A 24,925-nucleotide genomic window follows, 5' to 3' on the forward strand; every position below is an offset into this window, starting at 1 on the left:
ACAGTATTTTTGGGTATAAAAAAACACTTTATGATGAGTGCCGGCTTCCCAGTCAATCTGGGAAGCGGCGCTGAGCTAGACTCGGAGAAAATCTCCAACATCATAACACTCTAAAAGAATCATCTATAAAGTGAAGAGTGATTATTATACAAGTTCTAAAACGACCATAGGCGCGTTATCGCCACGACGAGGTTCAGTTTTCAAGATACGAGTGTATCCACCTTGACGTTCAGCGTAACGAGGAGCGATATCGTTGAATAATTTTTGTAATGCAGATTCAACAACGATTGCTTCGTTTTCTTCACGAACATCAGCGACTTCATTACGTACAAAGCTAGCAGCTTGACGACGTGCATGAAGATCCCCGCGTTTTCCTAAGGTAATCATCTTTTCAGCAGTTGAACGAACTTCCTTCGCACGAGCTTCAGTCGTAACGATGCGTTCGTTGATAATTAAGTCAGTTGTTAAGTCACGCAACATCGCTTTACGTTGGCTAGATGTGCGTCCTAATTTACGGTAACTCACGTAGGTTTCCCTCCTTTGTAAACAATATTAATCGTCTTTACGTAATCCTAAACCAAGATCATGCAATTTAGCTTTCACTTCTTCAAGTGATTTACGACCCAAATTACGAACTTTGATCATTTCAGGTTCAGACTTATTCGTTAATTCTTGAACCGTATTAATTCCAGCACGTTTCAAGCAATTGTACGAACGTACAGACAAGTCTAGTTCTTCGATGGTCATTTCTAACATTTTTTCTTTTTGCGTTTCTTCTTTTTCAACCATGATTTCAGCGTTTTTCGCTTCATCAGTAAGATTTACAAAAATATCTAAATGTTCAGTCAAAATTTTCGCTGCAAGACTCAATGCTTCTTGAGCAATGATTGATCCATCAGTCCAAATTTCCATCGTTAATTTATCGAAGTCATCACGACGGCCAACACGTGTATTTTCAACTTGGTAGTTTACTTTACGTACTGGTGTGTAAATAGAATCGACTGGAAGGACACCAATTGGCATGTCTTCCTTTTTATTTTCGTCTGCTTGAACATAGCCTCGACCAGGTTTTACTGTTAAGCGAGCATGGAATGTCGCTCCTTCAGCAACAGTACAAATGTACATATCTTTATTCAAGATTTCAACGTCACTGTCAACAATAATATCGCCGGCAGTTACCGTAGCTGGTCCAGTAATATCGATCTCAAGGGTTTTTTCTTCTTCAGCGAATAATTTCAAAGCCAAACCTTTGATATTCAAGATGATTTGTACAACGTCTTCTCTTACACCTTTGATGGTTGAAAATTCGTGTAACACCCCATCGATTTGAATATTGGTAATGGCAGCGCCTGGTAAAGAAGAAAGTAGAATACGACGTAGAGAATTACCTAAAGTAGTTCCATAACCTCTTTCCAAAGGTTCAACAACGAACTTGCCATAATCTCTGTCTTCATCAATTTTTGTGATTCTTGGTTTTTCGAATTCAATCATTCTTGTCTTTTACCCCTTTCAAAACGAAAAGTGTCTTGTTCAATGACGTTCCTGTAAAACTCATAGAGTGGGGCACTCATTAAACACGACGGCGTTTTGGAGGGCGGCATCCATTATGAGGTACTGGAGTCACGTCACGAATTGCAGTTACTTCTAAACCAGTTGCTTGCAATGAACGAATCGCTGCTTCACGACCAGAACCAGGTCCTTTAACAGTTACTTCAACACTTTTCAATCCATGTTCCATTGCAGCTTTTGTTGCAGTTTCAGCAGCCATTTGAGCAGCGAAAGGAGTTGATTTTTTACTACCTTTGAACCCTAATGCACCTGCAGATGACCATGCTAAAGCATTTCCGCTTGCATCAGTAATCATGACGATTGTGTTATTGAAAGTCGAATGAATATGAGCAATACCAGTTTCGATATTCTTCTTCACACGACGTTTACGGTTGACTTTCTTTGCTACCATGAAGATTTAAACCTCCTTCACTAATTATTTTTTCTTGCCGGCAATAGCGCGAGCTGGGCCTTTACGAGTACGAGCGTTGTTCTTAGTGTTTTGTCCACGTGTAGGCAAGCCACGACGATGACGGATTCCACGGTAAGAACCGATTTCCATCAAACGTTTGATGTTTAAGTTAGTTTCACGACGAAGATCGCCTTCAACTTTTAATTTATCAACTTCAGCACGGATAGCGTCTGTTTGTTCGTTGGTTAAATCACGTACACGAACGTCTTCAGAAACGCCTGCATCGGCTAAAATTTGTTTCGCTGTAGTATTTCCAATACCGTAAATATAAGTAAGTGAAATTACCACGCGTTTATCACGAGGAATATCTACTCCTGCAATACGAGCCATACTTAATTACACCTCCAATTATCCTTGACGTTGTTTATGTTTTGGGTTTGCTGGGCAAATCACCATAACACGTCCATTACGACGAATTACTTTACAATGTTCACACATTGGTTTTACTGATGGTCTTACTTTCATGATTATACCTCCTGAAGTTTTACGGAGTACAACTTACTTAAAGCGATAGGTAATGCGACCACGGCTCAAATCATATGGAGAAAGTTCAACTGTAACCTTATCTCCAGGCAAGATTCGAATATAATACATCCGGATTTTACCAGATACGTGTGCAAGAACTTCGTGTCCGTTTTCCAATTCGACTTTAAACATTGCATTCGGCAAAGTTTCGACGACTGTTCCTTCGATTTCAATCATATCTTCTTTTGCCACGCAGAGTACCTCCTTGTAGTTGTTTCGCATTTTCACACGATAAAATGGCGGAAACTGCAGTTCCCACCCTAATTCTTAAGTTAACTTCTAAAAAAAGCTAGAAGTCGGACTGACAAATTCTATCATAAAACATCGAACTTGGCAAGATAAACTGCATCTCAAGTCGGTAGGCAAATTATTTTTCGATAATCTTTTCTACATCCGCAAATACGGCATCAATTTCACGATCTCCATCAACTGGATATAACAGACCTTCTTCATCATAATAAGCTAAAATTGGTTCACTGTTTTTAATGTTTACAGATAAACGATTTTTAACTGTTTCTGGCTTATCGTCTTCACGTTGGTAAAACTCATGACCACCGCAACGGTCGCAAGTTCCCTCTACTTTTGTAGGGTTGAAGATTTTATGATAAGTTGCACCGCAGTTTCGGCACATGAAGCGTCCTGCCAAACGTTCAACTAACACTTCTTCTGCTACTTGAATTTCAATCACAGCATCAATCTTTTTATTCAAGTCCGTTAACATTTCAGCTAATGCTTTGGCTTGATCTAAAGTACGAGGGAAGCCGTCTAACAAGAACCCTTTATCAGTGTCCTTTTGAGCTAAACGTTCCTTCACGATACCGTTAGTAACTTCGTCTGGGACCAAATCCCCTGCATCCATGTAAGATTTTGCTTTCAATCCGAGTGTTGTCTCGTTCTTGATTGCTTCTCGGAACATATCCCCCGTGCTGATATGTGGAATATTGTACGTCGCAACAATTCTTTCTGCTTGTGTTCCTTTTCCTGCTCCTGGCAGTCCCATTAAGATCAGGTTCATTGCTTTCCCTCCTAAGTATTTGAAGTGAGAACGGCGTTGAGGAAACCCTCAACACGCGAATCTACTCTTCATCCATGAATCCGACATAACGTCGTTTCAACATGAGTCCTTCTAATTGTTTTGCTGTTTCGAGTGCTACACCAACTACGATCAAAAGACTTGTACCACCTAAACCGATTGATTGAGGCAGGTTCCAAACCATTTGTGCAATAATTGGAATCAAAGCGATCAAACCTAAGAAAATGGCTCCGACTACGCTTAAACGCATCAAAATTGCAGAAACATATTCTTCTGTCCCTTTACCTGGTCTTACACGAGGAATGTAACTTCCTTGTTTTTGTAAGTTCTCAGCCAATTTTTCAGGATTAACCTGAACAAAGGCATAAAAGAAAGTAAAGGCAACAATAAGAACCGTATAAATCGCAGCACCAGGCACTGTGTTATAACTAAATAATTTGGTTAAAACATCGTACCAGCCTTCCGCGCTATACTTGCTAGCCAATGCTTGTAACACCGCATTTGGTGTCGCAATGAATGAGCTGGCAAAGATAACTGGGATAACCCCCGCAGCATTCACTTTTAATGGTAAATAGCTACTTGTGGGCGCACCAACGACTTGTTTTGTATATTGTATCGGAATTTTTCTTTCTGCTTGTTGAAAGTACGTTACAAAAACGACAATCAATACAATAGCAATAAGTAAAATCACAACAAAAATAACCGATTTCCATAGATCACTAGGATCGATATTTACGAAATAATCATCATAGATATCTTTGATACTTTGCGGCAATCGAGAGATGATACCCGCAAAGATAATCATTGATACACCATTACCGATTCCTTTTTCAGTAATCTGTTCTCCCAACCAAGTAACAAACATGGTACCTGCTGTAAGAATAATACCGATCGTAACGAATGTTTGAACATTACGATTTGGTACAAAACCGAATTGTGCAAAATAGTCAAATCCAGCTGTAATACTTACAGACTGAATGAAAGCCAAAACCAAAGTTAAATAGCGAGTCGCTTGATTCAACTTTTTACGTCCAACTTCCCCTTGTTTTGACCATTCGACAAATTTAGGGATGATATCCATCTGCAGCAATTGAATCACAATTGAAGCCGTAATATATGGAGAAACCCCCATCGAGAAGATCGAAAAGTTTTGCATAGCTGAGCCGCTGACCATATTCAACATTCTGAAAAATGGCATTTCGCTCAGGCCTTGCAATCCATGTGCATCAACTCCCGGTACAGTGATTTGCGCACCTAATCGGAAGACTAATAGCATCATGACAGTAAACAGGATCCGTGATCGGATGTTCTGAACTTTGAATGAATCTTTTAAAAGTTTGAACATTAAATCACCTCGATTGAACCACCAGCAGCTTCAATTGTTTCTTGAGCATGTTTAGAGAATTTTGCTGCTTTAACGGTTAGTTTTTTATCTAATGATCCGTTTCCTAAAACTTTGATTCCAGCTTTTTCGTTTTTCACGATTCCAGCTTCGACTAAAGCAACTGGAGTTACTTCAGCTCCATCTTCAAAACGATTTAAGACATCTAAATTGATAACAGCATATTCTTTACGATTCACGTTAGTAAATCCACGTTTTGGTAAACGACGGAATAAAGGAGTTTGACCACCTTCAAAACCTAAACGTACACCACCGCCTGAACGAGCCTTTTGACCTTTTTGACCACGTCCAGCTGTTTTTCCGTTACCTGATGAAGTACCACGTCCAACGCGGTTGCGAACTTTACGTGAACCTTCGGCAGGTTGTAATTCATGAAGTTTCATTATATTGGGCACCTCCTTAGATTTTAATCATCATTGTTTATTAAACTTCTTCTACGTCCACTAAATGAGACACGGTGTTAACCATACCTTTGATTGCATCATTGGCTGGTTTAACAACAGTGCTGTTCATTTTTTTAAGACCCAACGCTTTAACAGTGTCACGTTGGTTTTGAGGACGTCCGATAATACTGCGTTTTAAAGTAATTTTTAATTCAGCCATGTCATTCGTCCTCCTTAATTAGCTAAGTTTTCAACAGAGATGCCACGTAATTGTGCCACTTCTTCTGCCTTTTTCAATTGAGTTAAACCTTCAACAGTTGCGCGAACAACGTTGATTGGTGTGTTTGAACCTAAAGATTTAGAAGTTACATCGGCAACCCCAGCTAATTCCAAGACGGCACGAACTGGTCCACCAGCAGCAACCCCAGAACCTTCAACGGCTGGTTTCATCAAGATACGGCCGCCGCCGAATACACCAATAACTTCGTGAGGAAGCGTAGTTCCTACCATTGGTACTTCGACTAGGTTTTTCTTAGCGTCTTCGATTGCTTTACGAATTGCTTCAGGTACTTCTTGTGCTTTACCTGTACCAAAGCCTACGTGACCGTTTTTGTCACCGACAACAACAAGTGCTGCGAAACGTAGACGACGTCCACCTTTAACAACTTTAGTAACACGGTTGATCGCTACAACGCGGTCTTCTAATTCCAAATGTTTTGGATCGATATAAACCATGAATGGTGTTCCTCCTTCTCCTAAAATTCTAGTCCATTTTCGCGAGCTGCTTCAGCTAAAGCTGCTACACGGCCATGGTAAAGGTATCCACCACGGTCAAAGACTACTTTCTTAATACCTTTTTCTGAAGCACGTTCTGCCACTAATTTCCCAACAGCTTGTGCTTGTTCAGTTTTTGTTCCACCTGAAATTTCTTTATCCAAGGCAGAGGCACTTGCTAGCGTCACACCCGCTACGTCATCAATTACTTGCGCGTAGATGTTTTTGTTAGAACGAAAAACGTTCAAGCGTGGGCACTCAGCAGTACCAGAAATTTTGTTACGTACACGCATGTGGCGCTTTTGGCGTGTTTTATTCTTGTCTGGTTTTGTAATCACAATTGTCACCTCTTTAATTAAGCTGGCCTAAGCCGCGTGTAGGGTCAACCTACTATTTACCAGTTTTACCTTCTTTACGACGTACGTATTCGCCAACATAACGGATACCTTTGCCTTTATAAGGTTCTGGAGGACGAGTTCCGCGGATTTTCGCAGCTAATTCGCCTACTACTTCTTTATTAGATCCCTTAACAATTACTTGAGTGTTTGCAGGGACTTCGATTGTAACGCCTTCTGGAGCTACGATCTCAACTGGATGTGAATAACCAACGTTCAAAACAAGTTTTGATCCTTGTAATTGCGCACGGTATCCGACCCCGATTAATTCTAATGCTTTTTGGAACCCTTCTGAAACACCAACAACCATGTTATTGAAGTTTGCACGAGTTGTTCCGTGAATTGTTTTCATTTCTTTGCTGTCGTTTGGACGAGTAAATGTTACTTCGTTTCCTTCGATACTCATTTTGATATCAGAAGAAAAAGTACGAGTTAATTCACCTTTAGGTCCTTTAACAGTAATGTCATTTCCGTTTTGAGTTACTTCAACTCCTGCAGGTAAAACGACTAATTTATTACCAATACGGCTCACTTAAAGACACCTCCTCATGGATTGTTTGTTCTTACCAAACGTAAGCTAGCACTTCGCCGCCGACGTTTTTGCCTCTAGCTTCTTTATCAGTTACTAAACCTTCAGAAGTAGAGATGATTGCGATACCTAAACCATTTAATACTTTTGGCACTTCGTCAGCTTTGACATAAGCACGTAAGCCAGGTTTAGAGATACGTTTTAAGTTCGTGATAACACGTTCGTCATTTTTACCGTATTTAAGGAAAACACGGATCATGCCTTGTTTGTCATCTTCGATATATTCAACATCACGTACGAAACCTTCACGTTTAAGGATTTCTGCGATATCACGTTTGATTTTTGAAGCAGGTACTTCCACTGAATCGTGTTTTACCATGTTGGCGTTACGAATACGAGTTAGAAAATCTGCAATTGGATCTGTCATGACCATTGAACTGTTTACCTCCTTTATGCGAGTTTATTTTACCAGCTAGCTTTCTTCACGCCGGGAATTTGACCTTTGTAGGCAAGTTCGCGGAAGCAAATACGGCAAAGATGAAATTTACGATAAACTGAATGTGGACGTCCACAACGTTCGCAGCGAGTATATTCTTGCGTTGAATGTTTTGCAGGACGTTTGTTTTTAGCAATCATTGATTTTTTAGCCAATTTTTTCGCCTCCTTGATTATTTTTGGAATGGCATTCCAAGTTGTGTTAATAATTCGCGAGATTCTTCGTCTGTTTTAGCTGTTGTAACCACAACGATATCCATACCACGAACTTTATCAACTAAATCATAATCTACTTCAGGGAAGATCAATTGTTCTTTAACACCTAAAGTAAAGTTACCACGGCCGTCGAAGGATTTTTTGCTTACTCCGTGGAAGTCACGTACACGGGGAAGTGATACAGACACTAATTTGTCTAAGAATTCATACATTCTTTCTCCACGTAGTGTTACTTTCGCACCAATAGGCATTCCTTCACGTAAACGGAAACCAGCGATTGATTTTTTAGCTTTTGTAATGATTGGTTTTTGACCAGAGATCAAGGCTAATTCTTCAACAGCTTTGTCTAAGTTTTTTGCGTTTGATACCGCATCACCAACACCCATGTTGATGACGATTTTCTCAACTTTAGGAACTTCCATAACTGAATTATAGTTAAATTTTTCCATCAAAGATGGTGTAATTTCACTTACAAATTTTTCTTTTAGGCGGTTCATCTATAAGATCCTCCTTCCTTGTTTAATTATTTATCTAGAGCTTCGCCGGTTTTCTTAGAAACACGGACTTTCTTACCGTCAACCACTTTGTAGCCAACGCGTGTCGCTTCTCCATTTGAAGGGTCGATCACCATAACATTAGAAGCATGAATTGGTGCTTCTACCTCAACGATTCCTCCTTGAGGAGCTTCTTGAGAGGCTTTTTTATGTTTTTTCACGACATTGACGCCTTCAACAACGACTTTGTCTTTTTTAGGAAGGGCTTCTAATACTACGCCTTCTTTATTTCTGTCTTTACCAGAGATAACTTTTACTTTATCGCCTTTTTTAACGAACATTACTGTTGCGCACCTCCTTTGGTTGAATCTTTCGATTATAATACTTCCGGTGCCAATGAAACGATCTTCATGAAGTTGCCTTCGCGTAGTTCACGAGCGACAGGTCCGAAGATACGTGTTCCTCTTGGGCTCTTGTCATCACGAATGATAACAGCTGCATTTTCATCAAATTTGATATAAGAACCGTCAGTACGACGAGCGCCTGATTTAGTTCGAACGATAACGGCTTTTACAACGTCACCTTTTTTGACAACACCACCTGGCGTTGCTTGTTTAACCGTAGCAACAATCACATCACCGATATTTGCAGTTTTGCGACCAGATCCGCCAAGAACTTTAATAGTTAAAATTTCACGAGCGCCTGAGTTGTCCGCGATTTTTAAACGGCTTTCTGCTTGGATCACTTGTGTATCCTCCTTTCAGATTTAAGAAACATCTATATAGGAAAATCTCGTGTGATTAGATAATCACTGCTTTTTCAACGACTTCAACCAGACGGAAACGTTTGGTAGCTGATAATGGACGAGTTTCCATGATTTTCACGATATCGCCAATTTTTGCTTCATTGTTTTCATCGTGAGCTTTGTATTTTTTAGAATATTTCATACGTTTACCGTAGATTGGATGGTTCTTCTTGGTTTCAACGACAACAGTGATCGTCTTGTCCATTTTGTCAGATACCACACGTCCTTGATAAACTTTACGTTGATTTCTTTCTTCAGTCATACTGGAAATGGCCTCCTTCCACTATTTGTCAGCTTGTTCACGCAACACAGTTTTGATGCGTGCAATCGATTTACGTACTTCTTTAATACGTGCAGTGTTTTCTAATTGACCTGTTGCTAATTGGAATCTAAGATTGAACAATTCTTCTTTCAATTGTTTTTCTTGATCTAGCATTTCGGCAGTGGTTAATTCTCTGATTTCTTTAACCTTCATTCGATTCACCACCCATTTCCTCACGTTTTACGATCTTAGTCTTCATTGGTAATTTGTGAGAAGCAAGACGTAATGCTTCACGAGCAACTTCTTCAGGAACGCCGGCGATTTCAAACATGATCTTGCCGCGTTTAACTGGTGAAACCCAGCCTTCAGGAGCACCTTTACCAGATCCCATACGTACACCAATTGCTTTGGCAGTATAAGATTTGTGAGGGAAAATTTTAATCCATACTTTCCCACCACGTTTCATGTAACGAGTCATTGCAATACGGGCAGCTTCGATTTGGCGGTTAGTGATCCAATGTGAATCAACAGCTTGTAAGCCGTATTCTCCAAATGCGATTTCTTTACCACCTTTAGCTTCCCCACGCATTTTACCGCGGAATTCACGACGGTGTTTTACACGTTTAGGTACTAACATGATTATTTCCCTCCTTTCTCAGTGTTTTTCTTTGTAGGAAGAATTTCTCCACGATAAATCCACACTTTAACTCCTAGTTTTCCGTATGTTGTATCTGCTTCTTCCCATGCGTAGTCAATATCGGCACGCAATGTATGAAGAGGAACTGTTCCTTCAGAGTATCCTTCTGAACGAGCGATATCCGCACCATTCAAACGACCAGATACTTGTGTTTTAATTCCTTTAGCGCCTGAACGCATAGTGCGTTGGATCGCTTGTTTTTGTGCACGACGGAAAGCAACACGGTTTTCTAATTGACGTGCGATTCCTTCTCCGACTAATTTTGCATCTAAATCTGGTTTTTTGATTTCAACGATGTTGATGTGAACTCGTTTACCAGTTAATTTATTTAATTCTTTTCTTAGGCTCTCAACTTCAGATCCGCCTTTACCGATAACCATACCAGGTTTGGCTGTGTGAATTGAAATGTTTACACGATTTGCAGCGCGTTCGATTTCAACAGTTGACACAGCGGCATCAGCAAGTTTAGTTGCGATGAACTTACGGATTCTCAAATCTTCGTGTAGAAATTCAGCATACTCTTTTTCAGCATACCATTTAGCATCCCACTCACGGATGATGCCTACACGCATTCCAATAGGATTTACTTTTTGACCCACTGATTATCCCTCCTTATTTTTCTGATACCACAACGGTAATATGACTTGTACGTTTGTTGATTGGTGAAGCTGATCCTTTTGCACGTGGACGGAAACGTTTCATTGTTGGTCCTTCGTTAACAAATCCTTCAGAAACTACCAAATTTTCAACATCTAAGTCAAAGTTGTTTTCTGCGTTAGCAACTGCTGACATCATTACTTTTTCAATGATTCCTGCAGATTTGTTCGGTGTGAATTTCAAAATTGAAATTGCTTCTGCTACGCTTTTTCCTCTAATAAGATCCATTACTAAACGTGCTTTACGAGGAGAAGTGCGAACTGTTTTTGCAGTTGCCTTAGCTGATGTAATTTGTTCTGCCATGTTAATATCCTCCCCTCAAAATTAACGTCTTGTTTTCTTATCGTCGGCGGCATGTCCACGATAAGTTCTTGATGGTGCAAATTCACCTAATTTATGTCCTACCATGTCTTCTTGGATGTAAACTGGTACATGTTTGCGTCCGTCATAAACAGCAATTGTAAATCCTACAAAACTAGGGAAAATTGTTGAACGACGAGACCAAGTTTTAATAACTTTTTTCTTTTCAACACCTTGTTGCGCTTCAACCTTTTTCATCAAATGATCATCGACGAAAGGTCCTTTTTTCAAACTACGACCCATGGTGTACCTCCTCTCAAAATATGCGACACATAGTCAATGGTTCTATTTAGTCTTACGACGACGTACGATAAGCTTGTCAGATGCAGCTTTCTTATTACGAGTTTTGTAACCCAATGCAGGTTGTCCCCAAGGAGATACTGGAGCTTTACGTCCGACTGGAGCTTTACCTTCACCACCACCGTGTGGGTGATCGTTAGGGTTCATTACGCTACCACGTACAGTTGGACGTTTGCGCATCCAACGAGAACGACCAGCTTTACCGATATTGATCAATTCATGTTGTTCATTACCAACAGAACCGATTGTCGCACGGCAAGTAGCTAAGATCATACGAACTTCGCCAGAGTTTAAACGTACTAATACGTATTTTCCTTCTTTACCAAGTACTTGAGCACTTGTACCAGCTGAACGGATTAATTGTCCGCCTTTGCCAGGTTTCATTTCAATATTGTGGATCACAGTACCTACTGGAATATTTTCTAGTGGTAATGCATTTCCGATTTTGATATCTGCATCTGGTCCAGAAACGATTGTCATACCTACTTCTAAGCCTTTAGGGGCTAAGATGTAAGCTTTCACTCCGTCTGAATAATGAACTAATGCAATGTTTGCTGAGCGGTTTGGATCGTACTCGATCGTTTGAACTGTAGCAACCACGTTATCTTTATTACGTTTGAAGTCGATAACACGGTATTGACGTTTATGTCCGCCACCTTGATGACGTACAGTGATACGACCGTTGTTGTTACGACCGGCGTTGTTTTTCAATGGTTGTAATAACGTCTTTTCAGGCGTTGAAGTAGTGATTTCAGCGAAATCAGAACTTGTCATATTACGACGACCATTTGAGGTAGGTTTGTACTTTTTAATCGCCACGTCTAGTTTCCCTCCTATTTACTAGTGATTTTCTAACGCTTATTCAGCGTCGAAAAGTTGGATTTCTTTTGAGTCTTCAGTTAAAGTCACAACAGCTTTGCGACGTTTTTTTGTGAAGCCTTGGTATTTACCCATACGTTTTGCTTTTGGTTTAGCATTCATAATGTTTACGTTTTTTACTTTAACGTCGAAAGCAGCTTCTACTGCTTGTTTCACTAAAGTTTTGTTTGCGCGAGTGTCAACTTCGAAAGTATATTTCTTTTCGTCCATGTCTAACATAGATTTTTCAGTGATCACCGGGCGTTTAATTACGTCTAGTAAGTTCATTATGCAAGCACCTCCTCAATTTGAGTAAGAGCAGTTTGCGTTGCTAAGATTTTGTCATTAGCGACTACATCTAATACAGTAACGTTGTTTGAAGTAGTAACAGTTACGTTTGATAAGTTACGAGCAGCTAAACCTGCAACTTCGTTTTCTGTTTCTAATACAACCAATACTTTAGAATCAATAGACAAGCTAGTTAAAACTTGTTTAAATTCTTTTGTTTTAGGTGCGTCAAAGCTTAAAGCATCAACAGCAACTAAGTTATTTTCAGCAACTTTTTCTGATAATACAGATTTAATTGCTAAGCGACGAACTTTTTTAGGAAGTTTGTAGCTGTATGAACGTGGTGTAGGTCCGAAGACAACGCCACCCCCACGCCATTGTGGTGAACGGATAGAACCTTGACGAGCACGTCCAGTTCCTTTTTGACGCCATGGTTTGCGACCACCGCCACGAACTGCGCTACGATTTTTCACAGCGTGTGTTCCTTGTCTTAATGAAGCGCGTTGCATAACAATTGCATCGTAAACAACACTTTCATTTGGTTCAATTCCGAAGATTTCTTCATTTAAAGTGATGTCACCGTTTTGAGTTCCATCTTGTTTGAATAATGCTACAGTTGGCATTCCTTAGTTCCTCCTTTCCTCTAACTAATTATTTAGCTTTCACAGCTGATTTGATAGTGATTAAAGATTTTTTAGCGCCAGGAACATTTCCTTTTACTAAGATAACGTTGCGGTCAGCGTCAACACGAACAACTTCAAGATTTTGAATTGTCACGCGATTGCCACCCATACGGCCAGCTAAACGTTTATTTTTAAATACACGGTTCGGTGCAACAGGACCCATAGATCCAGGACGACGGTGGTAACGAGAACCGTGAGCCATTGGGCCGCGGCTTTGTCCGTGACGTTTGATAACGCCTTGGAATCCTTTACCTTTAGTCGTTCCGGTAACATCAATGATGTCTCCAGCTTGGAAAGTATCAACTTTCACTTCTTTACCTACTTCATAGTCTCCTAGCTCAACATCTTTGAATTCTCGAATGAAGCGCTTAGGAGCCGTGTTTGCTTTTGCAACATGACCTTTCGCAGGTTTGTTAGACAAAACTTCACGCATATCTTGGTAACCTAATTGAACAGCTTCGTAGCCATCATTTTCCATTGTTTTCACTTGTAAAACAACGTTTGGAGTAGCTTCGATAACAGTAACTGGAATAAGTTCGCCAGATTCAGTGAAGATTTGAGTCATTCCCACTTTTTTCCCTAAGATTCCTTTGGTCATGATTACACCTCCATCTTCTTAATTATAGTTTGATTTCAATATTCACACCTGATGGTAAGTCAAGCTTCATTAAAGCATCAACTGTCTTCGGTGTTGGGTTCACAATGTCAATCAGACGTTTGTGAGTACGCATTTCGAATTGTTCGCGTGAATCTTTGTATTTATGAGTCGCACGGATTACAGTGTAAAGACTGCGTTCAGTTGGTAATGGAATTGGACCAGACACGCTAGCTCCAGTTCTTTTTGCAGTTTCCACGATTTTATCCGCTGATTGATCTAAAATACCATGTTCATACGCTTTTAAACGGATACGAATTTTTTGTTTTGCCATCTTGTTCCCTCCTTCGCCTATTTTAAAAAGTAGACATAGCTCCACGAAAATCTCCGTCACGCTCGTTCGTGGCAAAGCGTCCGGGCGTGTCGCAACCTCTCGTTTCAAAGCCGACGGATTCTTTTCAGAACCCCCCCAGTGTCAGTTGCACTTCTGCAAACAGCACCTTTATGATTATATTATATGGCATCAATGATTGCAAGGATTTTCTCAGTTTTTTTGAATTTTCTATTACGTTTTCAGAAAATCAAAATATTACCTGCTTGATATGTTTCCTACTATATAATATAGCATTTCACTTTATCATCTATAACTAACGACAAGTTCTTCAGTCTTTGTAAAATCAAGACCAAACCAGATATCAATATTCGATCCAAAAAAAGAGTCACTGGAATTCCAGTGACTCTTTGCGTCCGAGCATAATAATTAAACTATAAAGCTAATTAAGCTTTGATTGTTGTTACAACGCCTGAACCAACAGTACGTCCGCCTTCACGAATAGAGAAACGAGTTCCGTCTTCGATCGCGATTGGGTGGATTAATTCAACTTCCATAGTTACGTTATCACCAGGCATTACCATTTCAGTACCTTCTGGTAGATCAACTACACCAGTTACGTCAGTTGTACGGAAGTAGAACTGAGGACGGTAGTTAGTGAAGAATGGAGTATGACGTCCGCCTTCTTCTTTAGTTAAAACGTAAACTTCTGCAGAGAATTTTGTATGTGGAGTGATTGAAGCTGGTTTAGCCAATACTTGTCCACGTTGGATGTCTTCACGTGCAACACCACGTAATAATGCACCAATGTTGTCGCCCGCTTCAGCGTAATCCAACAATTTACGGAACATTTCAACACCTGTAACAGTTGTTTTAGCAGTTTCTTCAGCAATACCTACGATTTCAACTTCGTCACCAACGCGAACTTGTCCACGTTCAACACGACCAGTTGCAACAGTTCCACGACCAGTGATTGAGAATACGTCTTCCACTGGCATCATGAATGGTTTGTCAGTATCACGAACTGGTGTTGGGATGTATTCATCAACAGCAGCCATTAATTCTAAGATTTTTTCTTCGTATGAAGCGTCGCCTTCTAAGGCTTTCAAAGCTGAACCTGCGATAACTGGAGTGTCGTCGCCTGGGAAGTCGTATTCAGTTAATAAGTCACGAACTTCCATTTCAACTAATTCTAGTAATTCTTCATCGTCAACCATATCCATTTTGTTTAAGAATACAACGATGTAAGGAACACCAACGTTACGAGATAACAAGATGTGTTCACGAGTTTGAGGCATAGGGCCATCAGCAGCAGATACTACTAAGATAGCTCCGTCCATTTGAGCAGCACCAGTGATCATGTTTTTAACGTAGTCCGCGTGTCCTGGGCAGTCAACGTGAGCATAGTGACGGTTGTCAGTTTCGTACTCAACGTGAGCAGTGTTGATAGTGATTCCGCGTTCGCGTTCTTCAGGAGCTCCGTCGATTTGAGCGTAGTCCATAGCTTGCGCTCCGCCTTGTTTAGCAAGTACAGTTGTAATTGCAGCTGTTAAAGTAGTTTTACCATGGTCAACGTGTCCGATAGTACCAATGTTAACATGGGGTTTTGAACGGTCAAATTTTTCTTTAGCCATTTAAAATGTTCCTCCTAAGTAAATGAGATTAGTTTTTTTATCTGATAGGTCCGCACCACACAAGCGATGCGAGCCCATATCATCAGTTAATTATTTTACATGAAACGTTACTAAAAATACAGTTCTTTTCGGAAAAGCAGTCAAAAACAATTGACTTTTAAGAATTAATCAGCTTTGCCGCCGTTTTTCTTAATAATTTCTTCTTGAACTGATTTTGGTACATCTTCATAGTGGTCAAAGACCATCATGAATGTACCGCGTCCTTGAGTAGAAGAACGAAGCGTTGTTGCGTAACCAAACATTTCAGCTAACGGCACAATAGCGTTAACGATTTGTGAATTACCATGTGCTTCCATACCTTCAACACGACCACGACGTGCAGTTACATGCCCCATAACATCACCTAAGTAATCTTCAGGAACAGTAATTGTAACTTTCATCATTGGTTCAAGAATTGATGGACTCGCTTTTTTCGCAGCCGCACGTAGCGCCATAGACGCAGCTACACGGAAGGCTGTTTCATTTGAATCGACATCATGGTATGAACCGTCATAAAGTTTAGCTTTGATATCAACTAATGGATAACCTGCTAACACACCGTTTGCCATAGCGTCTTCTAAGCCTTTTTCAACTGCTGGAATGTATTCACAAGGAACCACACCACCGACAATTGCGTTTTCGAATTCGAAGCCGGCACCTTCTTCGTTTGGTGTAAATTCAATCCATACGTGACCGTATTGACCTTTACCACCAGACTGACGTACAAACTTACCTTCTGCATTTGTCGCAGAACGGAATGTTTCACGATAAGATACTTGAGGTGCACCAACGTTTGCATCCACTTTAAATTCACGACGCATACGGTCAACCAATACGTCTAAGTGAAGTTCACCCATACCAGCGATAACAGTTTCGCCAGTTTCAACGTTTGTTTCAACGCGGAATGAAGGATCTTCTTCAGCAAGTTTTTGTAAAGCAACACCCATTTTATCTTGGTCAGCTTTTGATTTAGGTTCAACAGCCACTTCGATAACTGGATCAGGGAATTCAATTGATTCAAGGATAACTGGTGCTTTTTCGTCACACAATGTATCCCCAGTTGTTGTGTCTTTCAACCCAACAGCTGCAGCGATATCTCCTGAATAAACTGTTTCGATTTCTTTACGTGTATTCGCGTGCATTTGCAGAATACGTCCGATACGTTCACGTTTCCCTTTAGAAGCATTCAATACATATGAACCTGAGTTTAGAACACCAGAGTAAACACGGAAGAATGTCAAACGACCTACGAACGGGTCAGTCATAACTTTAAACGCAAGTGATGAGAATGGAGCAGAATCATCAGCTGGACGTTCAGTTTCTTCGTCTGTCTTAGGATCAAAACCTTTGATCGCAGGTACATCAGTCGGTGCTGGAAGATAGTCAATGACTGCATCCAACATCAATTGAACACCTTTGTTTTTGAAGGCTGATCCACAAAGAACAGGGTAGAAGTCTACTGCTAAAGTTGCGTTACGGATACCTGCTTTTAATTCTTCTTCAGTGATTTCTTCACCTTCTAAGAATTTCATCATTAGGTCTTCATCAGTATCAGCGACTGCTTCAACTAATTTTTCACGCCATTCTTCAGCTTGTTCTTGATATTCAGCAGGAATTTCAGTTTCTTGAATTTCCGTACCTAAATCGTTTGTATAGATTTCAGCTTTCATTTTAACTAAATCGATAATACCAGTGAAGTCATCTTCAGCACCAATTGGTAATTGGATTGGATGAGCATTCGCTTGTAAACGATCATGTAAAGTGCTTACTGAGTAAAGGAAGTCTGCTCCAATTTTGTCCATTTTGTTACAGAATACAATACGCGGAACACGGTATTCTGTTGCTTGACGCCAAACAGTTTCTGTTTGTGGTTCTACACCTGATTGTGAGTCCAGTACAGTTACTGCGCCGTCTAGTACACGTAATGAACGTTGAACTTCAATTGTAAAGTCCACGTGTCCAGGGGTATCAATAATATTTACGCGGTGACCCTTCCATTGTGCAGTTGTTGCAGCAGAAGTGATCGTGATCCCACGTTCTTGTTCTTGTTCCATCCAGTCCATTTGAGAAGCGCCTTCGTGGGTTTCTCCAATTTTATGGATTTTACCAGTGTAGTATAAAACACGCTCTGTCGTAGTTGTTTTACCAGCGTCAACGTGAGCCATGATACCGATATTACGAGTGTTTTCTAGAGAAAATTCTCTTGCCATTTCTTTGTTTGCTCCTCTCTTAAATTAAATTTAGCATTGTCTGGTCAGTTTTCTGTTGACCTTCGCCAGCAGAAAAAATCTTACCAACGATAATGAGCAAATGCACGGTTGGCTTCCGCCATTTTGTGTGTATCTTCGCGTTTTTTCACAGAAGCCCCAGTGTTGTTAGCAGCATCCATGATTTCTTTCGCTAAGCGTTCTTCCATTGTATGTTCGCCGCGTAAACGAGCGAAGTTAACAACCCAACGCAAACCTAAAGTAGTACGACGTTCTGGACGTACTTCAACGGGCACTTGATAGTTAGAACCTCCAACACGGCGAGCTTTAACTTCTAGTACAGGCATGATATTTTCCATTGCTTGTTCGAAAACTTCCAATGGATCATTCCCTGTTGATTCTTTGATAGTGTTAAAAGCGTTGTATACGATATTTGAAGCAGTTCCGCGTTTTCCATCAACCATTACACGGTTGATTAAACGAGTTACTAGCTTAGAGTTATACATAGGATCTGGCAAAACGTCGCGTTTTGCGATAGTTCCTTTACGAGTCATACGTAACTCCTCCTTCCGAAAATATGTCTTTATCTATTCGTTTGATTAAGCTTTAGGTTTTTTAGTACCGTATTTAGAACGGCTTTGTTTACGATCGTTAACACCGGCAGTATCTAGTGCACCACGAACGATATGGTAACGTACCCCTGGTAAGTCTCTTACACGACCACCACGTAATAGAACAACACTGTGTTCTTGTAGGTTATGGCCGATACCTGGAATATAAGCTGTTACTTCGATCAAGTTTGACAAACGAACACGAGCATATTTACGCAATGCTGAGTTGGGTTTCTTAGGTGTCATAGTCCCCACACGTGTACAAACTCCACGTTTTTGTGGTGAGTTCACGTTTGTTTGAGCTTTTTTAAAGCTATTATATCCTTTGTTCAATGCTGGTGAATTTGATTTTTCCACCTTTGATTTACGAGGTTTACGTACTAATTGATTAATTGTAGGCATTCCTTGTTTCCTCCTTCCTCGATCCGCTTTCTAGTACCACACATCCTGGTGGTTCTTTTTCAGCGATAAAAAATAATGCATCCCTGCATTCTCTATCAAGCGTACCTTGACACAGTCAGCACGTCTCTATTGAGAGACCTGTTCACAAAGCACCTTTGATAGCATACCATGATTGATTTTCGCTGTCAACAAACTATCTAGAGTTTTTTTACTTTGGATCAGCGTTTAGATTTTATATTAGAATAAAAAAATTTATTTAGATTAAGCAGCTTCTCTTGATGATTTATATATCAGCAAATAAAGCGGATTCACTTTTTTGGTCTTTTTTACTTAAAAGGCTATCTTTTTTCTTTTTTTGCGATTACAATAAACGTAACTTAGCAAAAGGTGGGATTTTTCAATGAATTTGAAAGAGTTAGTTGGGATCGAAGCAGCAAAATTTGTCAAAGATGGAATGATTGTTGGATTAGGCACAGGATCAACTGCTTATTACTTAGTAAAAGAATTAGGTCGCCGTGTCAATGAAGAAGGATTGAAGATCACAGGTGTTGTTACTTCTATTAAAACAGAAGAACAAGCAAAAGAATTAGGTATTCCCCTAAAAGCTATCGATGAGGTAGTGTCTGTTGATCTCACAATTGATGGCGCAGATGAAATTAGTGAGGACTTCCAAGGAATCAAAGGCGGCGGTGCTGCCCTGCTTTTCGAAAAAGTCGTAGCCACTTATTCAAAAGAATGTATCTGGATCGTTGATGAAAGCAAGATGGTTAATAAGCTTGGAAAATTCCCTTTACCAGTCGAGGTTGTTCCCTTCGGCAGCCACAACGTGTTTCGATTATTTGAAGCAAAAGGATACCATCCTTCTTGGCGATTGAACGATGCAGGAGAACTTCTAACTACCGATGGCGGTCATTACATCATTGATCTACATCTAGACATAATAGAAGACCCTCATGCGCTTGCAGCAGAGTTAGACACTTGCGTTGGTGTCGTTGAACACGGGTTATTTATTGATATGATCTCACGTGTTATTGTTGGTACTCCTAAGGGACCAAAAATTCTTGAGGTTCCAGCGAAATAATTCTCTAAAATTCCTGGCAAAGCTTGTGATTTGATAAAAAACACACTCAATTTAATGGAAATCACGACCGAAACATTGTACAATGAATCAGGAATTGAAAATTTCAGAAATTTCAAAAGGAGAGAATGATATGCCAAAATTAGTTTTTTCTCGTCACGGCTTAAGTGAATGGAACAAATTGAACCAATTTACAGGCTGGGCAGATGTTGATTTGGCTCCAGAAGGTGTCGAAGAAGCAAAAGAAGGCGGACGCAAAATTAAAGAAGCAGGAATTGAATTTGATGTAGCTTACACATCTGTTTTAACTCGTGCGATCAAAACTTGCGACTTGATCTTAGAATACTCTGATCAACTTTGGGTACCAACTGTTAAATCTTGGCGCTTAAACGAACGTCATTATGGTAAATTACAAGGATTGAACAAAAAAGAAACCGCTGAAAAATACGGTGACGAACAAGTTCACATCTGGCGACGTTCATACGACGTATTACCTCCATTGATGGAAGCAACTGACGAAGGTTCAGCAGCTCAAGATCGTCGTTACGCAATGTTAGACCCTCGCGATATTCCTGGAGGCGAAAACTTAAAAGTTACTTTGGAACGTGCATTACCTTTCTGGCAAGACGAAATCGCTCCTGCTTTGAAAGATGGAAAAACTGTTTTAGTAGCTGCACACGGTAACTCACTACGCGCATTGGCTAAACACATTGAAGGTATTTCTGACGAAGACATCATGGATTTAGAAATCCCAACAGGTCAACCATTAGTTTATGACTTGAATGATGACTTAACTGTCGCTAAAAAATACTACCTATAAAATTTCTCTCGACTCATTTTTAATGGGTCGGGATTTTTTTATACTTCGTTGCATTATCTCTGGCACATTGTTCTTTTTGTGCTAAAATAAATAAGTACTTTCTTTGCGGTCGTGGCGGAATTGGCAGACGCGCTAGCTTCAGGCGCTAGTGGTAGCAATACCGTGGAAGTTCGAGTCTTCTCGGCCGCATAATACAAGCTGTAAAAAGAGCAAGACAGAAGTTTTCTGTCTTGCTCTTTTTAATCATGATTCAAGAAACTTGCCACTTTTGTAGCAATCAGGTCAATGGCGACGTGATTCTCGCCGCCTTCAGGCACAATGATGTCTGCATAGCGTTTCGTTGGTTCGATAAATTGATGGTACATTGGTTTTACTACTGTTAAGTATTGATCAATTACCGATTCCAATGTCCGGCCTCGTTCGTTCATATCACGTTTAATACGGCGGATAATCCGAATATCATCATCCGTATCTACATAAATTTTAATATCCATCAGATCACGCAGCCGTTCATCTTCTAGGATTAAGATCCCCTCTAAGATGATGACTTCTTTTGGCTCTTGCAAATAAACTTCATCACTGCGTGTATGTTTTACGTAATCATAGATCGGTACTTCTACCGATTGATATTTCGTCAATTCCTTTAAATGCTCGATCAATAAATCTGTGTCAAACGCAAACGGATGATCGTAATTCGTTTTTAAACGTTCCTCAAAGCTGATACCGCTTTGGTCTTTATAGTAAGAATCGTGTTCCAACATCATAATTGAATGATTGGGAAACCGATTGTAGATTGCGCGGCTGACGCTAGTTTTCCCACTACCTGAACCGCCCGTTACGCCAATAATGATCGGCTTGTTTTCCATGCAACTAAAACCTCTTTCGTTTTTCATTAGTCCTATTATAGCGAATCATCGTTAAATTGCTATCAAAAAATTAAAATTCTTCTAAAATTTGATAGAGGTCGGTTAATTCTTTTATCTGAAATGTTGGTTTTATTTCTTGGGCTTCTTTTTCCTGAGGATTCATCCAAATCGTATCGATGCCGGCAACCTGTCCGCCCTTAATATCCGAGGTTAAAGAATCTCCCACAATCACTGTTCTTTCTTTTTCTATATGAGGAATTTCAGCAAAAACGATATCAAAAAATTCTTTCATTGGTTTGTGGACACCCATCTCTTCAGAAATAAAAAATTTCTTGAAATAAGGAGCTAGGCCTGATTTTGTCAAACGTTCATGTTGTGTTGCAGAAACCCCGTTAGTGACCACATAAAGATCTTTTTTCTGACTTAAATTCTCTACCACTTCCAGGCTATTCGAAATTAATTGATGCCCTTGATTCAAATAATGACGATAACGCGCCTCCGTCTTCGGTCCATCAACCTCTCTTTCATATTCTTCAAAGAACAAGCGAAAACGATTATCTAATAAATCTTGACGAGAAAGCAAACCAACTTCATGGTCTCGCCAAAACCCTTGATTCATTTTCTTATACTGATTTTTTACGGCTAAAGACGGCTCTACACCCATATCTTGAAATAACCAGCTTAAAGCTTGTTCCTCTGCGGCTTTGAAATCTAACAAGGTGTCATCAATATCAAATAAAATTGTTTTGTATCCCATTTCTATACCTTCTATCTAAAATATGTTTTTAATTGTTGAAGCTCCGCAATCGTTAGAGCTCGATACTCTCCCTCTGCTAAATCTTCTGGTAACACTAGCGGCCCCATAGAAACCCTCGTTAATCCAATAACTTTTTTCCCACAAGCCAGAAACATTTTTTTCACTTGATGGAACTTGCCTTCCTTAATCGTCAATAGCACCTCAGAAAACCTAGACGCGGAACTTACAATACTTAATCTCGCAGGTTGACATCGAACGCCTCCATGAAAAACGATCCCCGCTTTGAACGCCTTTACGTCCTCCATTGTTACCGCCTCATTGACAATCACTCGATAGGTCTTGGTAACTTTGGATTCCGGCTGCAAAAGGTCGTAACCCAACTGTCCGTTGTCTGTTAAAAGCAGTAATCCAGTCGTATCACGATCTAATCGCCCTACCGGATAGAGAGCTTCCGGACGTTCTGACTCTTTTACTAATTCTGTTGCCGTTTGAAACTTCGTATCTTTTTTTGCTGTTACGACACCTGAGGGCTTATTCAATAAATAGTATACGTGGTTCGTCTGCAGCTTTTGCCCATCGACTTGAATTTTATGAAGCTTGCTATCCACATTTCTCTGGGGGTTCATTTCCACTTTGTCGTCTATTAAAACTTTTTTCATGAGAAATAAACGTTTCATTTCTTTTCGAGTCGTTTTTAGGTTTTCTTCGATGATCTTATCTAGCCGCATGCTGATACTCCTTTAAATCTATCGGACTCATTATACCGAATTTTAAAAAAAGTCAAAACCCTAGAACTCCTCTTCCTATTATTTCTACTCCATACAGTGCTTTTTTACGTTCCTCAGCTAACCGATGAAAAAATAAATTCCTTATCAAAACCCTTTACTTAAAGCAATTCCAGGGAAAAATTCCACACTTTTCCAGTAGGTGCAAGGAGTTTATACTTGCATTTTGATTAGATGAGCCCTAGAATTTAATTATACGAGTCAGAGATTCGTATGATTAAGTGAATCGACACTCCGGTGTCAAAGGTTTCTCATACACAGCGTTATGACCTGGTAGAGAAAGTTGAACTTAGACTTTTTTTGGACAGTTGTGTATACGACTGTCTTTTTGCGTTTTTTTCGCAAAGCCATTGTGCTGAGAATAACCCATCACTTAAATAAAATCTGTCTGCTTAACCACAGACAGTCACATTTTAAGGAGGAATTTGGTTATGGCAGTATCATTGAAAGTAGAAGAAAGAGCAACTCGTCCCCGTTCCATTCGCAACCAGCTACGTCACGAAGGAAAAGTCCCTGCAGTCGTTAATGGGTATAAAGTAGAAAGTACCCCTATTTCATTCGACGAACGTGAATTTTCTAAATTATTACGTGAGAATGGTGCAAATACTGTTTTCGCTATCGAAATCGGTGGAAAAAAAGTGAATACCCTATTGCGTGATTCACAGGTGGATACCTTTACCCATCGCTTAACTCATGTAGAATTATTATCTGTAAACTTATCAGAAGAAACAGAAGCCGAAACAGAGATCAACCTAGTTGGTGAATCTGTTGGTGTGAAGGCTGGCGGTGTGTTGACACAAACACTTTATACAGCAACGGTTTCCGCTACACCAGAAAAATTACCAGAAGGTATTGAAGTCGATATCTCTGGATTAGAAATTGGTCAATCACTATCTGTTGGTGATCTACCTAAAAATGATGATTACACAATCGTTACGGATTCAGAAGAACAAATTGTAGCTGTCCAAGAAGCACAAGAACTTCCTGAAGAAGACGAAGCTTCTGAAGGTGCCGAACCAGAAGTTATCGGCGAATCAACAGAAGAATAAACAAACCAACGAGACATATCGAATGACTTTCGATATGTCTTTTTATCTTCCAATACAGGAAATCTGACAAGCCTTGGCTTCTGTAAATTTTTACGTTTTCTTATATACTAAGTACAATGAGTGGTTTTTTTAGCAAAAAAGAATTACAATAAGTCACTACAAAGCTTATTTGTACTTAAAGTAAGTGATTCCAACTAAAGGAGGAAAATCTATGTTTGAAACATTTGATTCTAAAAAAAGTCGTTATGCCTCTGTCGGTGTGGTGTCCAGTTTGCCAGGCGAGCTGATTGATAGTATCTGGTATATCATTGACTTAGACTTAAAGGGACTAATCCCATTAGAAAATATTTTGAGTTTTGATTTAATCAATAATGACGGCCACGTTACCATGCACTTCTCTCAAGAAGACAGTAGTGTTGAAATGGGCATTGATTTACCTTTTAGATATTCTAGTGAATTCCCACAAGAAGTATATGCTTACGATGATGGCAACCGTCAAACAATTTTGTTGCCAAATGAAATTCGCCAACGTTAATTCACGAGACATTCCTTTTCTTAAGGGATGTCTTTTTTTC

Annotated in this window: 40 protein-coding genes and 1 tRNA gene; 5 read left to right on the forward strand and 36 right to left on the reverse strand. The window is 39.9% G+C overall.

Features of this window, described 5'->3' with window-relative positions; genetic code table 11:
• Positions 1-144: 144 nt before the first annotated feature.
• The 33 genes from rplQ to rpsL form a co-directional block, all read right to left on the reverse strand.
• Positions 145-525: a 50S ribosomal protein L17 gene (gene rplQ / locus RV13_RS03100; protein WP_010747195.1), complete on the reverse strand. Its 381-nt coding sequence runs from the start codon at positions 523-525 to the stop codon at positions 145-147.
• A gap of 27 nt (positions 526-552) precedes the next feature.
• Positions 553-1,491 (reverse strand): DNA-directed RNA polymerase subunit alpha, encoded by a 939-nt coding sequence (locus RV13_RS03105; protein WP_010747196.1) that lies wholly within the window; start codon positions 1,489-1,491, stop codon positions 553-555.
• Positions 1,492-1,570: 79 nt separating this feature from the next.
• Complete coding sequence (rpsK, locus tag RV13_RS03110) at positions 1,571-1,960, reverse strand: 30S ribosomal protein S11 (protein WP_010747197.1); 390 nt, start codon at positions 1,958-1,960, stop codon at positions 1,571-1,573.
• 24 nt (positions 1,961-1,984) lie between these two features.
• Complete coding sequence (gene rpsM / locus RV13_RS03115) at positions 1,985-2,350, reverse strand: 30S ribosomal protein S13 (RefSeq protein WP_010747198.1); 366 nt, start codon at positions 2,348-2,350, stop codon at positions 1,985-1,987.
• A gap of 18 nt (positions 2,351-2,368) precedes the next feature.
• A complete protein-coding gene (rpmJ, locus tag RV13_RS03120; RefSeq protein ID WP_010742772.1) occupies positions 2,369-2,485 on the reverse strand; it encodes a 50S ribosomal protein L36 in 117 nt (38 codons plus the stop codon).
• 33 nt (positions 2,486-2,518) lie between these two features.
• Positions 2,519-2,737 carry a translation initiation factor IF-1 gene (gene infA / locus RV13_RS03125; protein ID WP_010742771.1) on the reverse strand — a complete coding sequence of 73 codons (219 nt, stop codon included), beginning with the start codon at positions 2,735-2,737 and terminating at the stop codon, positions 2,519-2,521.
• Positions 2,738-2,912: 175 nt separating this feature from the next.
• Complete coding sequence (locus RV13_RS03130; protein ID WP_010747199.1) at positions 2,913-3,560, reverse strand: adenylate kinase; 648 nt, start codon at positions 3,558-3,560, stop codon at positions 2,913-2,915.
• A 61-nt stretch (positions 3,561-3,621) separates the two neighbouring features.
• Complete coding sequence (gene secY / locus RV13_RS03135; RefSeq protein WP_010747200.1) at positions 3,622-4,923, reverse strand: preprotein translocase subunit SecY; 1,302 nt, start codon at positions 4,921-4,923, stop codon at positions 3,622-3,624.
• Positions 4,923-5,363 (reverse strand): 50S ribosomal protein L15, encoded by a 441-nt coding sequence (gene rplO, locus RV13_RS03140; protein WP_010747201.1) that lies wholly within the window; start codon positions 5,361-5,363, stop codon positions 4,923-4,925. Before rplO ends, secY begins: the two co-directional genes overlap by 1 nt.
• 40 nt (positions 5,364-5,403) lie before the next feature.
• On the reverse strand, positions 5,404-5,583 hold the full coding sequence (gene rpmD / locus RV13_RS03145) for a 50S ribosomal protein L30 (protein WP_010747202.1): 180 nt from the start codon (positions 5,581-5,583) through the stop codon (positions 5,404-5,406).
• Positions 5,584-5,597: 14 nt separating this feature from the next.
• Positions 5,598-6,098 carry a 30S ribosomal protein S5 gene (gene rpsE / locus RV13_RS03150; RefSeq protein WP_010747203.1) on the reverse strand — a complete coding sequence of 167 codons (501 nt, stop codon included), beginning with the start codon at positions 6,096-6,098 and terminating at the stop codon, positions 5,598-5,600.
• 20 nt (positions 6,099-6,118) lie between these two features.
• Positions 6,119-6,475, reverse strand: coding sequence for a 50S ribosomal protein L18 (gene rplR / locus RV13_RS03155; protein ID WP_010747204.1), 357 nt, complete (start codon positions 6,473-6,475; stop codon positions 6,119-6,121).
• Between the two features lie 52 nt (positions 6,476-6,527).
• On the reverse strand, positions 6,528-7,064 hold the full coding sequence (rplF, locus tag RV13_RS03160; RefSeq protein WP_010747205.1) for a 50S ribosomal protein L6: 537 nt from the start codon (positions 7,062-7,064) through the stop codon (positions 6,528-6,530).
• 31 nt (positions 7,065-7,095) lie between these two features.
• Complete coding sequence (gene rpsH, locus RV13_RS03165) at positions 7,096-7,494, reverse strand: 30S ribosomal protein S8 (RefSeq protein ID WP_010747206.1); 399 nt, start codon at positions 7,492-7,494, stop codon at positions 7,096-7,098.
• A 32-nt stretch (positions 7,495-7,526) separates the two neighbouring features.
• Positions 7,527-7,712 carry a type Z 30S ribosomal protein S14 gene (locus RV13_RS03170; RefSeq protein WP_028020384.1) on the reverse strand — a complete coding sequence of 62 codons (186 nt, stop codon included), beginning with the start codon at positions 7,710-7,712 and terminating at the stop codon, positions 7,527-7,529.
• Between the two features lie 17 nt (positions 7,713-7,729).
• A complete protein-coding gene (gene rplE / locus RV13_RS03175; RefSeq protein ID WP_010747207.1) occupies positions 7,730-8,269 on the reverse strand; it encodes a 50S ribosomal protein L5 in 540 nt (179 codons plus the stop codon).
• Positions 8,270-8,295: 26 nt separating this feature from the next.
• Entirely contained in the window at positions 8,296-8,607 is a 312-nt protein-coding gene (rplX, locus tag RV13_RS03180; RefSeq protein WP_010747208.1) for a 50S ribosomal protein L24, read from the reverse strand.
• A 35-nt stretch (positions 8,608-8,642) separates the two neighbouring features.
• On the reverse strand, positions 8,643-9,011 hold the full coding sequence (rplN, locus tag RV13_RS03185; RefSeq protein ID WP_010742760.1) for a 50S ribosomal protein L14: 369 nt from the start codon (positions 9,009-9,011) through the stop codon (positions 8,643-8,645).
• 55 nt (positions 9,012-9,066) lie between these two features.
• Positions 9,067-9,333 (reverse strand): 30S ribosomal protein S17, encoded by a 267-nt coding sequence (gene rpsQ / locus RV13_RS03190; RefSeq protein ID WP_010747209.1) that lies wholly within the window; start codon positions 9,331-9,333, stop codon positions 9,067-9,069.
• A 21-nt stretch (positions 9,334-9,354) separates the two neighbouring features.
• Positions 9,355-9,546: a 50S ribosomal protein L29 gene (rpmC, locus tag RV13_RS03195; RefSeq protein ID WP_010747210.1), complete on the reverse strand. Its 192-nt coding sequence runs from the start codon at positions 9,544-9,546 to the stop codon at positions 9,355-9,357.
• Positions 9,536-9,970, reverse strand: coding sequence for a 50S ribosomal protein L16 (gene rplP / locus RV13_RS03200; RefSeq protein WP_010747211.1), 435 nt, complete (start codon positions 9,968-9,970; stop codon positions 9,536-9,538). Before rplP ends, rpmC begins: the two co-directional genes overlap by 11 nt.
• 2 nt (positions 9,971-9,972) lie before the next feature.
• Entirely contained in the window at positions 9,973-10,629 is a 657-nt protein-coding gene (rpsC, locus tag RV13_RS03205) for a 30S ribosomal protein S3 (RefSeq protein ID WP_010747212.1), read from the reverse strand.
• 13 nt (positions 10,630-10,642) lie between these two features.
• The gene (rplV, locus tag RV13_RS03210) at positions 10,643-10,990 is read right to left on the reverse strand and encodes a 50S ribosomal protein L22 (RefSeq protein ID WP_010747213.1); all 348 of its coding nucleotides are present in this window, start codon (positions 10,988-10,990) and stop codon (positions 10,643-10,645) included.
• 21 nt (positions 10,991-11,011) lie between these two features.
• Complete coding sequence (gene rpsS / locus RV13_RS03215; RefSeq protein ID WP_010742754.1) at positions 11,012-11,290, reverse strand: 30S ribosomal protein S19; 279 nt, start codon at positions 11,288-11,290, stop codon at positions 11,012-11,014.
• Positions 11,291-11,332: 42 nt separating this feature from the next.
• Positions 11,333-12,166 (reverse strand): 50S ribosomal protein L2, encoded by an 834-nt coding sequence (rplB, locus tag RV13_RS03220; RefSeq protein WP_010747214.1) that lies wholly within the window; start codon positions 12,164-12,166, stop codon positions 11,333-11,335.
• Positions 12,167-12,205: 39 nt separating this feature from the next.
• Entirely contained in the window at positions 12,206-12,493 is a 288-nt protein-coding gene (locus tag RV13_RS03225) for a 50S ribosomal protein L23 (RefSeq protein WP_010747215.1), read from the reverse strand.
• Positions 12,493-13,116, reverse strand: coding sequence for a 50S ribosomal protein L4 (gene rplD, locus RV13_RS03230; RefSeq protein WP_010747216.1), 624 nt, complete (start codon positions 13,114-13,116; stop codon positions 12,493-12,495). Before rplD ends, RV13_RS03225 begins: the two co-directional genes overlap by 1 nt.
• A gap of 28 nt (positions 13,117-13,144) precedes the next feature.
• Positions 13,145-13,774, reverse strand: coding sequence for a 50S ribosomal protein L3 (gene rplC / locus RV13_RS03235; protein ID WP_010747217.1), 630 nt, complete (start codon positions 13,772-13,774; stop codon positions 13,145-13,147).
• A gap of 22 nt (positions 13,775-13,796) precedes the next feature.
• Positions 13,797-14,105: a 30S ribosomal protein S10 gene (rpsJ, locus tag RV13_RS03240; RefSeq protein WP_010756438.1), complete on the reverse strand. Its 309-nt coding sequence runs from the start codon at positions 14,103-14,105 to the stop codon at positions 13,797-13,799.
• 443 nt (positions 14,106-14,548) lie between these two features.
• Entirely contained in the window at positions 14,549-15,736 is a 1,188-nt protein-coding gene (tuf, locus tag RV13_RS03245; RefSeq protein WP_010747219.1) for an elongation factor Tu, read from the reverse strand.
• Positions 15,737-15,900: 164 nt separating this feature from the next.
• Positions 15,901-17,985, reverse strand: coding sequence for an elongation factor G (gene fusA / locus RV13_RS03250; protein WP_060789097.1), 2,085 nt, complete (start codon positions 17,983-17,985; stop codon positions 15,901-15,903).
• An 80-nt stretch (positions 17,986-18,065) separates the two neighbouring features.
• Positions 18,066-18,536 carry a 30S ribosomal protein S7 gene (gene rpsG / locus RV13_RS03255; protein WP_010747221.1) on the reverse strand — a complete coding sequence of 157 codons (471 nt, stop codon included), beginning with the start codon at positions 18,534-18,536 and terminating at the stop codon, positions 18,066-18,068.
• A gap of 45 nt (positions 18,537-18,581) precedes the next feature.
• The gene (rpsL, locus tag RV13_RS03260) at positions 18,582-18,995 is read right to left on the reverse strand and encodes a 30S ribosomal protein S12 (protein WP_060789096.1); all 414 of its coding nucleotides are present in this window, start codon (positions 18,993-18,995) and stop codon (positions 18,582-18,584) included.
• Between the two features lie 400 nt (positions 18,996-19,395).
• Here rpsL and rpiA point away from each other — a divergent pair, with 400 nt between their 5' ends.
• The 3 genes from rpiA to RV13_RS03275 all read left to right on the forward strand — a co-directional run bounded on the left by rpiA (position 19,396) and on the right by RV13_RS03275 (position 21,082).
• The gene (rpiA, locus tag RV13_RS03265; RefSeq protein ID WP_010747222.1) at positions 19,396-20,076 is read left to right on the forward strand and encodes a ribose-5-phosphate isomerase RpiA; all 681 of its coding nucleotides are present in this window, start codon (positions 19,396-19,398) and stop codon (positions 20,074-20,076) included.
• A gap of 130 nt (positions 20,077-20,206) precedes the next feature.
• The gene (gpmA, locus tag RV13_RS03270; protein ID WP_010747223.1) at positions 20,207-20,893 is read left to right on the forward strand and encodes a 2,3-diphosphoglycerate-dependent phosphoglycerate mutase; all 687 of its coding nucleotides are present in this window, start codon (positions 20,207-20,209) and stop codon (positions 20,891-20,893) included.
• A 105-nt stretch (positions 20,894-20,998) separates the two neighbouring features.
• Positions 20,999-21,082: transfer RNA gene (locus RV13_RS03275), tRNA-Leu, on the forward strand.
• A gap of 50 nt (positions 21,083-21,132) precedes the next feature.
• Here the strand turns inward: RV13_RS03275 and udk are convergent.
• The 3 genes from udk to RV13_RS03290 form a co-directional block, all read right to left on the reverse strand.
• Positions 21,133-21,759: a uridine kinase gene (gene udk, locus RV13_RS03280; RefSeq protein ID WP_010747224.1), complete on the reverse strand. Its 627-nt coding sequence runs from the start codon at positions 21,757-21,759 to the stop codon at positions 21,133-21,135.
• Positions 21,760-21,829: 70 nt separating this feature from the next.
• On the reverse strand, positions 21,830-22,516 hold the full coding sequence (locus tag RV13_RS03285; RefSeq protein WP_010747225.1) for a YjjG family noncanonical pyrimidine nucleotidase: 687 nt from the start codon (positions 22,514-22,516) through the stop codon (positions 21,830-21,832).
• Positions 22,517-22,527: 11 nt separating this feature from the next.
• Complete coding sequence (locus tag RV13_RS03290) at positions 22,528-23,244, reverse strand: 16S rRNA pseudouridine(516) synthase (RefSeq protein WP_010747226.1); 717 nt, start codon at positions 23,242-23,244, stop codon at positions 22,528-22,530.
• A gap of 488 nt (positions 23,245-23,732) precedes the next feature.
• Between RV13_RS03290 and RV13_RS03295 the strand changes: the two genes are divergently transcribed.
• Positions 23,733-24,350, forward strand: a complete 618-nt coding sequence (locus RV13_RS03295) for a 50S ribosomal protein L25/general stress protein Ctc (RefSeq protein ID WP_010747227.1) — start codon at positions 23,733-23,735, stop codon at positions 24,348-24,350.
• Between the two features lie 211 nt (positions 24,351-24,561).
• Complete coding sequence (locus tag RV13_RS03300; protein ID WP_010747228.1) at positions 24,562-24,885, forward strand: DUF960 domain-containing protein; 324 nt, start codon at positions 24,562-24,564, stop codon at positions 24,883-24,885.
• Positions 24,886-24,925: the final 40 nt, after the last annotated feature.

The sequence above is a fragment of the Enterococcus raffinosus genome, assembly GCF_001886185.1.
In the GTDB taxonomy this organism is placed as follows: domain Bacteria; phylum Bacillota; class Bacilli; order Lactobacillales; family Enterococcaceae; genus Enterococcus_A; species Enterococcus_A raffinosus.